The following is a 12,898-nucleotide window of genomic DNA, read 5'->3' as shown; positions in this document are numbered from 1 at the left end:
TCCTGGCGTCAACAGCCGTTTAATCCCCCCTACAATCTTCCCAAGAGATGCCGATGGACAATCGCAAGAAACTGCTAATCGCTGGAATTCTAACCCTCATCGCCGCTGGGATCGGGTTTGGGGTTCGCGGGGGTTTGCTGGGGATCTGGGCTGGCCAATACGGATTCACCATGACGGAACTCGGACAGATCACCGGTGGTGGTTTGGTCGGCTTCGGGGTCGTGATTCTGTTCGCAGGCTTCTTGATCGACGTGATCGGATACAAAAAGTTGCTGATGGCGGCACTTGTGTGTCACGTTGTTTCGGCAGCAATGTTGTTCATGGCGACGCCGGTGTTCAACGCCAGCGGCAAGGACGCCGTCTACGCCATTCTGTACTGGTCGATGTTTATTTTTGCGGTCGGAAATGGGATTTGCGAGGCGGTGATCAACCCGCTGACGGCAACCTTGTTCCCTGATCAAAAGACGCACTACCTCAACATTCTGCACGCCGGCTGGCCAGCTGGTTTGGTGCTCGGCGGACTGATCGTGTTTGCCTCCAGCATTGTCGCTTGGGAAATCTTGATGGCGGCGTTCTTGATCCCTGTTTTGATCTATGGGTTCATCGTTTTGACGGAAACGTTCCCGCAAACTGCTGCCCAGGGCGGCAACATCTCTTACGGTGGCATGATTGGTCGCCTGATCGGCCCGTTCTTCCTGATCTTGCTGCTCGCTCACGCTTGCGTTGGATACGTTGAACTCGGCACCGACAGCTGGATCAATAAGATCACCGGCAGCATCCTGAACAGCGAAAGCACCGGAACGACCCTGTTCATCTACACGTCCTTGTTGATGACGATCTTGCGATTCTTCGCTGGCCCCATTGTCCACCGGATTTCGTCGCTTGGTTTGCTCTTGGTCAGTGCCGTCATCGGTGCCTGTGGTCTCTACCTGATCAGCATCGGCACGAACGTTGGCTTCATGTTCTTGGCCGCTTCGGTTTACGCCGTGGGCAAAACGTTCCTTTGGCCAACCATGTTGGGCGTCCTGGGCGAACGTTATCCCAACAGTGCCACCGTCGGCATGGCAATCATGGGCTGCGTCGGAATGCTCTCGGCAGGTTTGTTGGGCGGTCCCGGCATTGGTTACAAACAGGATTACTACGCTTCTCAGCAGTTGGAACAAGCCGCTCCGGAAACGTTTGAGCGGGTCAAGGCTCCCAATGAGAACCAGTTCTTGGTCTTCCCCGCCATCACCGGTCTGGATGGAGCCAAGTCCAAGATGATCCAGGACTCGGGAGCCGCGATCGAAGCGGACCGGGAATTGGCTGGCGAAGACTGGGACGACCCCAAATACGAAGAATTGCGAAAGCAATACACTTGGTGGGAAACCAACAAGGAATTCGCGGTAGTCGACAGCGAACCTGTTTCAGTCGCAACGTTGTATGGCAGCCGAATGGCTCTGCGTGTGACCGCTTTGGTGCCTTGCACGATGGCAGTCCTCTACCTGATCTTGCTGGTCGGCTTCAAAGCTCCCAAGCATGAAAATGAAGAGTTGGTTGCGGAACTGGAAGCGGAAGCTCCAGCCTGACCTGCGGATGCTCGACCGGTTGAACAACCGGAAGCTTCCCACCAAACTCGCGGGCGGAACTTTGTTTCCGCCCGCGTTTTTTTTTGAGCGTTTGCTCCCTCCGTGTTCCTCGTTCTGATTAAAAGTGACGCATGTCCGTTGAAATCACTGCGGTTTATCAAGGTCAACTTCACTGCGAAGCCACTCACGGGCCCAGCGGGACTCAACTGCTCACTGACGCGCCCACCGACAACGGTGGACGCGGTGCCTCATTTTCTCCGTCCGATTTGGTTGCCACCGCATTGGGGACTTGCGTGATGACAATCATGGGATTGGTGGCGGATCGGCACGAGCTTGACTTGAGTGGAACAACCATTCGCGTCGAAAAGGAAATGGCCAGCACTCCGGTTCGCCGAATTGCCAGCCTCAAAACTCGGGTTGCGTTTCCGGCAGGTTTGGAATTGCTACCCGAGATGCGAGATCGACTGATTGCGGCGGCACGGAAATGCCCCGTTCATCAAAGTTTGCATCCGGACATTGACGCACCAATCGATTTTGTCGACCTAGATTGACAGGCACGGTCTGGTTTCAAGCCATCAATCGGATCATACTGCTGCCACCCGCTTGTCCCGTTTTCTCTTGTTTTGACCGATTCTTTCATGAACCGCAGTGACATCGTGATCACCGGCGTCGGTGTGGTTTCATCGATTGGTTTGGGGCGGGAAGCCTTCACGCAATCTCTGCTCCAAGCGAACAGCGGAGTCATCGAACTGGTCGATTCCACGGTGGGCGATCGGAATGCAACGGCTCGGTTCAAGTTTGAGGAAGGCCACTCGGGACCGACCCAGCCCGAATCTGCGGTCGAGATTGGCGCCCCGATCACCGAATTTGACCCCAAGCAGTACGTCAAACCGCGAAAAGCGTTGAAGGTGATGTGCCGCGAAATCCAGACGTCCTTCGCCGCCTCCCAGATGGCGATCGAGGACGCGGGTCTGACCTCGCTGCTTCCCGCTGAACCGGCCGAACTAGCCAAGAAGTCGGGACGCATCGCCGTCGAACGAATTGGGACTGTGTTTGGCAGTGAAATGCTGTACGGGGATCCCGAGGAACTCGCCGACGCCTTTGCGGCCTGCAAAACCGAAGCCGATGAGATCGATCGTTCCAAGTTTGGAAACGCGGCGATGCGGTCGATCACGCCGCTGTGGATGTTGAAGTACCTGCCCAACATGCCTGCCTGTCACGTTGGGATCGCCGTCAATTCGCATGGTCCCAACAACACCTTGACCGTCGGCGATGTCTCCGGCCCCAACGCGGTCCTGGAATCCTGTGGCTACCTGCGTCGTGGGATCGCGGACATCATGGTCGCCGCCGCGGCCGGGTCGCGGATGAACACCACCCGAACGATGTTCACCGAAGATCAACCGCTCACAGGTGCATCGGATCCTGTCTGCCGCAGCAGTCGCCCTCACGCAAAAGACGCTCAGGGAATCGTACGAGGCGAAGGAGCGGCGTGCTTGATCTTGGAATCGGGGGAATCTGCCTCGTCGGGAAATCGCAAGCCCATCGCCAGGGTTCTGGGAATGGCTTCGCGTTTTGTTCCCTCCGCTGCGTTTGCTGCGGGGCAGTTCACCAGTTCATCTGAAAAGAACGCTGGACGCGGGTCATCCGCCGCGATTGAAATTGCCATCCAAGCTGCCTTGTCCGACGCCGGATTGACGGCCAACGACATCGGGTTGGTGGTTGGACACGGCATGGGCGACCCGGTGATTGACGCTCAAGAAGCTGAAGCGATTACGAAGGCTTTGCCGGGTGTGCCGGTGACTTTGCCCATCGGATTGCTGGGGCACACTGGTGCGGCGACAGGAATGCTGGGCCTCATTGCCGCAGTGGTTGCCGCCCAACGAGGCGTGGCACCGCCAGTGGCTCATGCTTCGGATTGCCCGGAGCCTTTGAATGTCGTCGCCTCATCGACTCCGTTGACCCAGCCCAATGTGATCGCGTTGTCGCACACATCCCATGGATCAGCGACTGCGATCATCGTTTCCGCAACTTGAGGAAAAACGTGGTCGCCGTTGTGATATCGACAAACGAATCACGCAACCGCTTCTGATTCGGACTTGAGGCAAATCAACAAAGTTGTTCGTCGCCACTGCGGCTTCTCGGCCGAAGTCAACTCAGACAGACGCGTGAGGCGGTCCTCGCGTCATTCGAACAAGCCCCGGCAAATGAGCCGCAGTTTGTTCGCCCCTGTGCATCCTCCCAATGCCAAGCTGAGCGACGCGATGACAAAGACACGATTCGAATCCATCCTGCGAATTGCCGTGGCCCTTGTGGGGTTCGCTGCCGTGACCTGGTCGGCATCCTCCGCCCATGCCGTCGAAGGCACTGAGCTGACCAGTCGCAAAGCGATTTGGGCACCCCTGCTGCCGACCTACCAAGGCGACTCCGGTGACTCAGTTGGTTTCCTGACCGACATTCGCGGTCATCACCGCTTTGATGGGTACCGAACCAGCGTCGAAGGAAACGTCACGTACGCCGTTTCCGATAACACTGAAATGTACGGCTTCGACGCCATCCTTCGTGACACGTGGACCTTTGGGGTGCACGATTTGTCCGCTGGAACCGGCTACAGCCAAATGGAATGGAAGCAAGAGATCAGCGACAACGAGCTGGACAACTCCTACCGCGGTGCCGTCGTGGTGGCCGGTTGGGAAACTGCATTCGGTCGTCGCCCCGTTTGGGTTGACCTGCGTCTCGGGCTCTATGACCTGGATGGGCAATTCGTCAGCAGCGACGGACTGACGACCGGCTCAAACAACAAATTTACCACCACGTACGGCATCGATGTCAAACATGACATCTGCGTGTGGGGCATTCCCGGTCGCACCGTCCTCGGAATCGACTACCTGGCCGACTACGCAACGTGGGATGGAGCGAACATGGGCTTCGATGACGCAGTCGTGCTCAAAGCCGGTTTTGAGCTCCTGCTCTACTAAGCAAGAATGATCGGGCAGAACCATGCGAGCCGTTTGGCCCGTTTGCGTGAGGGATCGCGAATCCGCTTCCGCACTGGCCGAGTTTTGAAATTGTTCGGTTTAAGAAGCCGCCATTGAAAAGACAACCACAGCAAAAGGAGCGTGTGCAATTCAATTTGTACGCGCTCCTTTTTTGTAGTTTTGTGGAGGGTGACTCGGGCCAGGCTGCCGTTCGACGCAAGCGTGGGCGGTCGTTTGAATCCGACCCTCGGCTTGCCTACTGAGGACCTTCGACTGGGGGTGTCTCGGTGACGTTGTACAGGTCCAACCGGCGGTCGTTCCAGTTCTGCACGCTGCCTTGTTCTCGATGTCGGCGTAGCAACTCCAGGTCAACGTCATAGATCACGACGGTCTCCACATTCGGATTCGCTTCGGCCCCAATGCCTTCACGAGCGAACGTGACATCCAATGGCGTCAGCACCGCCGACTGGGCGTAGTGAATGTCCGCGTTCTCGCAAAACGGCAGGTTCCCAGTGCAGCCCGCGATCGCGACAAAAACATGGTTTTCGACACAGCGTGCGGCAGCGCAAGTCCGCACACGCAAGTAACCATGTTGGTTGTCCGTGTTGAACGGAACGAAAATCAGTTGGGCGCCCTTCTGAACCGCAATTCGTGATAGCTCGGGAAACTCAATGTCATAGCACACCTGAATGCAGATCGGTCCACAATCGGTTTGTAGCACTTCGATGCCTGGACCGCCAACGACGCCCCACCACTTTCTTTCGCTGGGTGTGATGTGCAGCTTGTACTGCTTGTCGATTCCCCCGTCTCGGTGAAACAAAAACGCGACGTTGTAGAGTCGTTCGTCTTCGATCACAAAGTGGGAACCGCCAATGATGTTGGTGTCAAACTTGACCGCCAAGTGGCTGAACAATTCCAGGTACTGCGGCGTGAACTCCGCCAATGTCCGGGCGGCTTGTCCCGGTCGCTCATTGGGCAGGAACGAAAGCAATTGCGTGGTGAACAACTCAGGGAACAACAAGAAATCACATTTGTAATCCCCCGCCACGTCGACAAAATAGCGTGCTTGCTGAGCGAACTCTTCGAAGTCTTTCACTGCCCGCATCTGATACTGCACCGCACCGATTCGCACCGGACGGACAGTGCGGCGAAAACGTCGCTTCGCCGCCGAGACATAATCAAGGTTCCGCCATTCTAAGAATGTCGCGTAACCGCAGCTCTGCATGTCCGTTGGCAAGTAGTTCGGGATCAAGCCTTGTAGTGAGAACCCGTTTGCGATTTGCGCCGTGAGAACTGGATCGAAGAACGTTTTGTCGATCACTCGGTCAATGTACTCACTCGCCTTCATCTCATCGGCGTGCAAGTGGTAGCCCGGAATGCGTCCACCAACGATCATCTGTTCGATGTTTCGTGAACGACAGAGTTCCTTGCGGGCGTCGTACAAACGCCTCGACAAACGCATCCCTCGAAGATCGGAATGCACCATGATTTCGATGCCATACAGCGTGTCGCCGGTGGGTTGGTGGTTTCGAATGAAGCCACTGTCGGCGATCTTCTTGTAGTCGTGCCATTCCAAGTCGTCGTCGTAGTGCAGCAACAAACTGCTGCTACTGGCGACCAACTTCCCGTCGCATTCGATCACAATCTGGCCTTCTGGAAAGTGCGCCAGCTGGCTTTCGACTTGCTCTCGTGTCCACGGTTGCATGTCAGGGAAACAAGCGAGCTGCATCTCGACCATCGAATCGTAGTCCTCCAGCCGCATGTTTCGGAGAATCAGTTCGCGTTCGAAGTTCGAAACGTCAAAGTCAGGTGTGGGCGACGACATAAAGGGCAGTCATAGAACCGAAGAGAAGGAAACGACTCAAATCGAACCGTGCAAAAAGTCTGCCACGGAACCACAGCAGATCCACGAATCATTTTGTTCGTGTCGACAGATACGTGTATCCGCTGAGTGCGCGTTCGTAGGCGGCGACGGTCTCGCCAGCTTGCTGATGATCGATGCTCCCTTTGCCAATCGCGGTTTCTACCGAATCTTGCAGGTTCTCGATCAGCTCACGGTCCTCGTACTGGACGTAGCCCAAGACCTCCGAGACCGTGTCGCCTTTGACGATCGAGCGGACCTTGGTCACACCGTCCTCGATGTCCACGTGGACCGCATGGGTGTCGCCAAACAAGTTGTGCAGGTCTCCCAGAATCTCTTGATAGGCACCCACCATGAACACCGCCAACTGATAGGGTTCGCCGGATTTCAGCGGATGCAACATCAATGTTCGCTGCCGCCCACCGCCGCCAACGAACGCGTCAACCTTGCCGTCGCTGTCGCAGGTGATGTCCCCCAGCACCGCGTGGCGGGTTGGCTTTTCCAGCAACCGGTGGATTGGCATGATCGGAAACAGTTGATCGATTGCCCAGGAATCCGGCATCGACTGAAACAGAGAGAAATTCGCGAAGTAGATGTCCGACAACATTCGGTCGAGATGCTTCAAATCGTCGGGACGTTCCTTCATTGATTCGGCCAGCTCTCGCACCCGGTGGCAGATCGCGAAGTACAGGTTTTCCGCGGCCACACGTTGTTCCAATGGCAAGTAACCACCACTGAACAGGTTCATGCAAAGATCCAGTGATACCTGCGCGTCGTGAAACGTCTCCATCATGCTGGCTTGCGTCATGTTCACATAACCAACCCACAGATCATGCACCGGTTGTTCGTAAGACTGAGGTGGTCCTTCCATCTCGGAAGTCTCAATGGCTCCGACGGAGTCCATCTCACTGCCCCCGTGATCTGGTGAGACTGGCTCGCCTTCGACTTTCGCCCACGAGGGCAAATTCGCGACGCCTTGCGAGGTCACGCCCAGCGTCTCCATCACCAACACGCTGTGGTGAGCGGCGACGGCCCGACCCGATTCTGAGATCAGTTCGGGGTGCGGCACACCGGCTTCGTCGCAAACCGTTTGCGTGTGATAGACGACGTCATTGGCGTATTCCTGCATCGTGTAGTTCATGCTGGATTCGCTGTCACTGCGTGAACCGTCGTAGTCGACGCCCAGGCCGCCACCGACGTCCAGGTAACGCATGCCTGCGCCGCGACGCACCAAGTCCACGTAGATTCGAGCCGCTTCCAAAATGGCCGATTTCAGTTGCCGAATGTTTCCGATTTGGCTGCCGACATGGAAGTGCAGCAACTGCAGGCAGTCGCCCATGTCCATCGCGATCAAGCGATCCAGCTGATCGAGCAATTCAGCCACCGTCAGCCCGAATTTGCTGCGGTAACCTCCGCTGGCCTGCCAACGACCGCTGCCTCGAGTCGCCAACTTCACACGCATGCCGATCGTTGGACGCACGCCAATGTCCTTGGCCACATCCAAGATCAGATCCAGTTCGCTGACCTTTTCAACGACGGGCAACACAACCCGGCCAAGACGCTGCGCCAACAGAGCCAATCGAATGAACTCTTCGTCTTTGAAACCATTGCAGACGACAGGAACGCTGGCGTCGCCCATTGCCACCGCGGCGACCAACTCGGGTTTGCTGCCCGCTTCAATGCCGAACCCCAGTCGGGCGCCCTCGCTGACGATCTGTTGGACGACTTCGCGCTGCTGGTTGACCTTGATCGGGAACACGCAGCGGTAGCGGTTTTGATACTTGTGGTCTCGGATCGAATTCTTGAAACACTCGTCCAATTGGCGCAGCCGGTCACGCAAAATCCCGTTGAATCGCAACAGAATCGGCAGGTCCAAATTGCGTTGTCCCAAGCGATCGACCAGCTCCTTCAAGTCAATGCTCTGGGACGAATCCCGGTCGGGTGAAACCAACACCGTGCCCGATTCGGAAATTGAAAAATAACCTCCGCCCCAGCGATCGATGTCGTACGTTTGGGACGCGTCGCTGCGCGTCCATTTGGGATCCAAAACCGAGCTCACCCAGAGTTCCCTGTGTAAGAAAATTGTGTTTGAAACGTGAGAGTCAGAATTGCACCTCTTTCACGCCCCGCGCACCAGTGGGCAACTTCCCAGTTACCGTGATTTCTGTGATTGGATAGCGTCCAGGAACCCAGAATTGGCTGCTTTTGGTGGCAAAGGCGGCTTGGCGGAGAACCAGAGTTTCGCCCACGCCCAGCGGCTTGTCCTGGTACAGAAAGTACTGGCCGTTCAAATTCATCGTGACATTGGGGATCTCAAAGTCCGCTTGGTTGGTCACCACCAAGACATCGTCCAACAACTGCGAGTTGCCTTGCACGGTCATCAGCGGCCGGCGGTCGATCAGAATCTCGACCGGAAGACCATGTTCGCTGGCTTTGCCGAAGATCACTGCGTACAGACTCAGCCCGAACAGCGGGACAAAACAGACCGTCGCCAAAGCGAGGAACAGGCCGCGTCTGGACAACTGAGGCGTCGGCGCGATGGATCGCGGTGGATCATGAACCGCCGGATTCGATTCCGTTGGAGGAGCGGTTGTTGGTGTGGTGCTGGTGGATGAATCGGACATGGAAGGGTGTCAGCGAGGACGATGCAGAGGTGAGGTGTGTCAGCCAGAACGCAATGGAATCAAAGGACCAAACGATCGCCGACCGATTCACCGAAACGGCTGGAAAAAGTTGTGGCTTCGAGACCTGGGCCCGGTGAATGGGCCATCCGCCAACGGGCCGCCAAGGGATGTTCCAACGATGGTCAATTGTCGTGCCAGATCAAGGGCCCCGTTTTGTCGATCGAGACCTCTTCCTGGCGTTTTCCAGCACGGACCAAAATCAATCCAATGCCGTGTTCAGCAGCATACGCTTTCGCGTCCTCGTTTCCCATCACAAACAAAGCGGTCGACAAGGCGTCCGCATCCACCGCATGAGTCGTCGTCAAGGTCAACGACAACCACTGGCCAGCGGGGTATCCCGTTCGTGGATCAATGACGTGGCCGTATCGTTTGCCCTGGTGGTGAAAAAATTGCTTGCCACTGCCGCTGGTCGACAACGCTTCGTCACGCAGCCAAAGCCCGCCCAATCGACGTCCCGGACGAGTGGGGTGTGACACGCCGACCAGCCAACCCGTCGGGGCTTCTTCTTGGGTGGCTGCATCCTTGTTCCGTTCGGAGACTTCATTGAGTTCCGTTTTGGCGCGGACGATGTCCTCGGAGCTCGATGGTTCCAACGGTTGCTGATTCCCAGCCGCCAGAACGCTGCTGTGCCCCGCATGGATGAGGAAGTCACGCATGCCGTCTGCCCGCATCGCTGCGGCCAAAACATCAATCGCGTGGCCCTTGCCGATTGCCCCCAGATTCAACGCCATGCCTTCGACACCAAAGCGAACGGTTCGGTTAGTCGTGTCCAGCATCAGATGTTCCCAACCCACACGAGACCTGGCGAGCTCAATTTCGTCTGGTTTCGGCTTGCGGCCTTCCCGTTTAGTGAATCCCCACGTCTCGACCAATGGCCCGGCAGTGATGTCGAATGCACCCTGCGTCTTCTCCGCCAACGCATTCGCTTTGACCAGCAAGTCAAAGGTGGGTGGCTTCACGTGAACGACTTGCTCAAACGCCAACGCGTTGATGCGAGCGATTTCGCTGTCGTCCCGATAAACCGTGAGAGCTCGCTCGATCTCTTCAATTGCCTCCAGGTGCCGCAACACAACATCGGCGACCGAGCGATTGCCGACCCGTTGATTCTCATCCGGCACCAGCACCACAAAGTCACATGCCATCGCACGATGCGTCAATTCCAACAACTCAATCTTCCCTAAAAGCCAACCTTTTCAATGTTCCCGGCCGTTCGCTGGCCGGCAACACATGATAGGGGCAAGGTCACTCCATTGGGAAACCCCATCGATTCACGTGACAAATCCCCGCACCTGATGTGGTGAACGACAGCCCGGTTTCGAGAGCAAGCGGCGCAGCAAACCACTGAATCTGGAGTCAAGGAATCTCCCAGAGATCCGTCGATCCGATCGTTTCCTTCTCTGGTTTGGGTTCGATGGTTTCTGGGAACGTGACCGTTTTGATCTTGGCGATGTCAAACTCGCTGCGATCATTGACCCACTGCTGAAGGGTCTTGCTTCGCGGAATCACCCCCATCGTGGTTACCAACGAATTGAAGCCCCGAATCATTAACGCATCATCGCCAGCGTACATCGCGACACGATAGGTTCCATAAGTCACCGGAATCGTCTCGTTCTTCTTGCCAAATCCGATGATGTTGGAAGTTTCAAAGCTGACGGATTCAGTCACTTGGTTCACGTCGGCTCGGAGGACGAACGGGCCGTCCTGGTCAACAATCCAGCCATTCTTCCTCGCCATGGCTTCCAACTGAGTTCGGATCGGTTGCCGATACTGCTCCGCCATGGATCCAAAAACACGAATCGCAACCTTTGCTCCAGGGCGGACGGAAGTGACTTTGGGAGCCGGTGGCTCGAGCTGATCGGGAGAGACGACATCGAACAGGTCCCGAACAAGAATCTTCGAGTCGCGTTCGTTGTGAATCAGCAACTTCCCGGCCAGTGTGCTGACGGAACCGACCGATTGTCGATAGGAGGTGAGATTGAACTTCCAAACGATTCGATTGGACTTGGAATCGAAGATGGATGCTCCATCGACGAGCGCGTAGCGATCGTCGATCCATTCAACAATGGAATCCGATAGTCCTTCCGCCTCCAAAGTTCGGGGCTTTCCGTTGTTCATTGAAACGATGGTGGGAGAACCAGCGCCGCTGACGAGGAGCTTCGTTCCACTGGGAGCAAAACTGACCTTCTTCACGCTAGATCTCAGCGGTTCTGTGTTCGCCAAGACTCGAATGCCATCCGTTTTGTAGATGGTGATATGACCAAACACAAAGAAGGCAGCCATCTCGCTGGCAGGCGAGAACTCAATGGGTGTCTTGCTGTTGGCCGTGATGATGGCATGTTGTGACTTCGTCTCCGGCATCCAAACCGCAAAGCGTTTTTCATCGAGCACAGCCACACGATCGTTCTTGAGCCAGAACGCAGATTGAACTTGGCTCACTTGGTGCGACTCTGGAACAGGACGCCACACCCATTCAATTGTGGCCGAATTGTCTTCGATCAAATAAACGCAAAGTCCGGTTGGTCGTGATTCCTCATCGCTGAGGGAAACGATCAGACGTCGCCCGTCGTCTGACAACGCCTAGGGATTCATCGTCGTGCGAGGCAGTTCATCGGTTTGCCACTCAATCTTCCCGTTAGTCAAATTGAGTGCGACCAGTTGATCATCCCGGACCAACAAGGCACGCTCGCGGTAGACCGATGGAATGAACGCATTCCACGATTTGTCGTTGTGAGATGGGTCAAGCTGAAAGGTCCAGTTTTCAAGCGTTGGTCCCGCTTCCGTTGGAATCGGAGCTGACCATCCATTGTCCGATAGGTGACCGACAAAACGGCGGCGTTGGATCGACTCGTGACTGTAGACCGGTGGAGTTGTCGGTGGAAGTTCGAGCGTCAGTCGAGGCGAGATCGTTGCACTGTCCAGGTTGGTCTTCTGCTCCTCGGGGAGATTTACGACCGGTTCCATTTCGGGCTTGGTGGAGTTGCTAGCTGGATTTTCATTTGCAACGGCAGCCGGAGGATCCGCCTCGGCAATCAATCGCAACTCCTCCGCCGTCACCCACTTGTTCCAGCTATCCGAATAGTCGTCAAACGCAATGAAGTATTTGCCAGGCTGAACCTGCAGCACTTCGCCTGGGTACCAACCCCCTGTCGATTTGATCTCGACCTTGGTGCCGATGGGAAAGTCCCCCACCATCGCCTTGTATCTCTGCAACATGTCGCGAAGGAACGTTTGGTCCCGATCTGAAAGTCGGGCCAATGGCACCACCACTTCGACGCCATCTGCCTTCTGGAGCTTCACCTCGGTTTCATCAAGATCCATCACCACGGCTCGAATTCGAAACTTGCCGGTTTGGTCAGTGAAGAACCGCGAGCCGGGTTGTTGGGCCGCACAAGTTCCCGCCATCAAGCACAAGATTGCCAGCGAGTTTCGGAGACTTCGGATGAATGACATGGTCGGTACTCTCCTTGAATATTCACAATGCCAGCGGAACGTCCGTTTCAACTGCTTCGCTCGGCAAGCACCCGATTTGACTTGGGCTCAAACAAATTCTCTTCGACGGAGAATCAAGGTGCAAGACAAACAACGGTTGAATCGCAACTGGGAGGATTCGCAAGCTGTTTTCACGTTCCTACTGATCTTGGGGTGTCCTCCGCCAAAATCAGCGTCGACGTTCGGGACGTCTGCCGTTGTCAAAAAGCTTCGCGTAGGCGCGTCCGACCCCAGCCTTGAAAGGTCGTTTCAAAGTCAAATGGTTCGCTTGGATCGGGTATGATGAGGGGCCGAAACCCGAACCAATTGACACCCTGTGCC

10 protein-coding genes are annotated in these 12,898 nt (G+C 56.1%); 4 read left to right on the top strand and 6 right to left on the bottom strand.

What is annotated here, in order from left to right:
* Positions 1-53: 53 nt before the first annotated feature.
* The 4 genes from RISK_RS14365 to RISK_RS14350 all read left to right on the top strand — a co-directional run bounded on the left by RISK_RS14365 (position 54) and on the right by RISK_RS14350 (position 4,543).
* Positions 54-1,568, top strand: a complete 1,515-nt coding sequence (locus tag RISK_RS14365; protein ID WP_047815075.1) for an MFS transporter — start codon at positions 54-56, stop codon at positions 1,566-1,568.
* A 131-nt stretch (positions 1,569-1,699) separates the two neighbouring features.
* A complete protein-coding gene (locus RISK_RS14360) occupies positions 1,700-2,119 on the top strand; it encodes an OsmC family protein (protein WP_047814984.1) in 420 nt (139 codons plus the stop codon).
* 87 nt (positions 2,120-2,206) lie between these two features.
* Positions 2,207-3,601: a beta-ketoacyl-[acyl-carrier-protein] synthase family protein gene (locus tag RISK_RS14355; protein WP_047814983.1), complete on the top strand. Its 1,395-nt coding sequence runs from the start codon at positions 2,207-2,209 to the stop codon at positions 3,599-3,601.
* A gap of 171 nt (positions 3,602-3,772) precedes the next feature.
* Positions 3,773-4,543, top strand: coding sequence for a hypothetical protein (locus RISK_RS14350; RefSeq protein WP_236696306.1), 771 nt, complete (start codon positions 3,773-3,775; stop codon positions 4,541-4,543).
* Between the two features lie 256 nt (positions 4,544-4,799).
* On the opposite strand, the gene RISK_RS14345 is transcribed toward RISK_RS14350, so the two are convergent.
* From RISK_RS14345 to RISK_RS33065, 6 genes are all read right to left on the bottom strand, one after another.
* Entirely contained in the window at positions 4,800-6,368 is a 1,569-nt protein-coding gene (locus RISK_RS14345; protein ID WP_047814982.1) for a carbon-nitrogen hydrolase family protein, read from the bottom strand.
* A gap of 88 nt (positions 6,369-6,456) precedes the next feature.
* Entirely contained in the window at positions 6,457-8,463 is a 2,007-nt protein-coding gene (gene speA, locus RISK_RS14340; protein ID WP_047814981.1) for a biosynthetic arginine decarboxylase, read from the bottom strand.
* Between the two features lie 43 nt (positions 8,464-8,506).
* Positions 8,507-9,028 (bottom strand): hypothetical protein, encoded by a 522-nt coding sequence (locus RISK_RS14335; RefSeq protein ID WP_047814980.1) that lies wholly within the window; start codon positions 9,026-9,028, stop codon positions 8,507-8,509.
* 182 nt (positions 9,029-9,210) lie between these two features.
* A complete protein-coding gene (locus RISK_RS14330) occupies positions 9,211-10,230 on the bottom strand; it encodes an FAD:protein FMN transferase (protein WP_047815073.1) in 1,020 nt (339 codons plus the stop codon).
* Positions 10,231-10,441: 211 nt separating this feature from the next.
* Positions 10,442-11,524 carry a hypothetical protein gene (locus RISK_RS33070; protein WP_236696304.1) on the bottom strand — a complete coding sequence of 361 codons (1,083 nt, stop codon included), beginning with the start codon at positions 11,522-11,524 and terminating at the stop codon, positions 10,442-10,444.
* Between the two features lie 141 nt (positions 11,525-11,665).
* The gene (locus tag RISK_RS33065) at positions 11,666-12,538 is read right to left on the bottom strand and encodes an SHD1 domain-containing protein (RefSeq protein ID WP_236696303.1); all 873 of its coding nucleotides are present in this window, start codon (positions 12,536-12,538) and stop codon (positions 11,666-11,668) included.
* Positions 12,539-12,898 lie beyond the last annotated feature (360 nt).

This window comes from Rhodopirellula islandica (assembly GCF_001027925.1).
Lineage (GTDB): Bacteria > Planctomycetota > Planctomycetia > Pirellulales > Pirellulaceae > Rhodopirellula > Rhodopirellula islandica.
Note: the sequence above shows the minus strand (reverse complement) of the source record. Positions and strands in the feature narration are given on the sequence as shown.

Coding starts and splice junctions, on each gene's coding strand:
- RISK_RS33065 (WP_236696303.1), bottom strand. CDS start 12,538: ATGTCATTCATCCGAAGTCTCCGAAACTCGCTGGCAATCTTGTGCTTG.
- RISK_RS14335 (WP_047814980.1), bottom strand. CDS start 9,028: ATGTCCGATTCATCCACCAGCACCACACCAACAACCGCTCCTCCAACG.
- RISK_RS14330 (WP_047815073.1), bottom strand. CDS start 10,230: ATGGCATGTGACTTTGTGGTGCTGGTGCCGGATGAGAATCAACGGGTC.
- RISK_RS14360 (WP_047814984.1), top strand. CDS start 1,700: ATGTCCGTTGAAATCACTGCGGTTTATCAAGGTCAACTTCACTGCGAA.
- RISK_RS14350 (WP_236696306.1), top strand. CDS start 3,773: ATGAGCCGCAGTTTGTTCGCCCCTGTGCATCCTCCCAATGCCAAGCTG.
- RISK_RS14345 (WP_047814982.1), bottom strand. CDS start 6,368: ATGTCGTCGCCCACACCTGACTTTGACGTTTCGAACTTCGAACGCGAA.
- RISK_RS14355 (WP_047814983.1), top strand. CDS start 2,207: ATGAACCGCAGTGACATCGTGATCACCGGCGTCGGTGTGGTTTCATCG.
- RISK_RS14365 (WP_047815075.1), top strand. CDS start 54: ATGGACAATCGCAAGAAACTGCTAATCGCTGGAATTCTAACCCTCATC.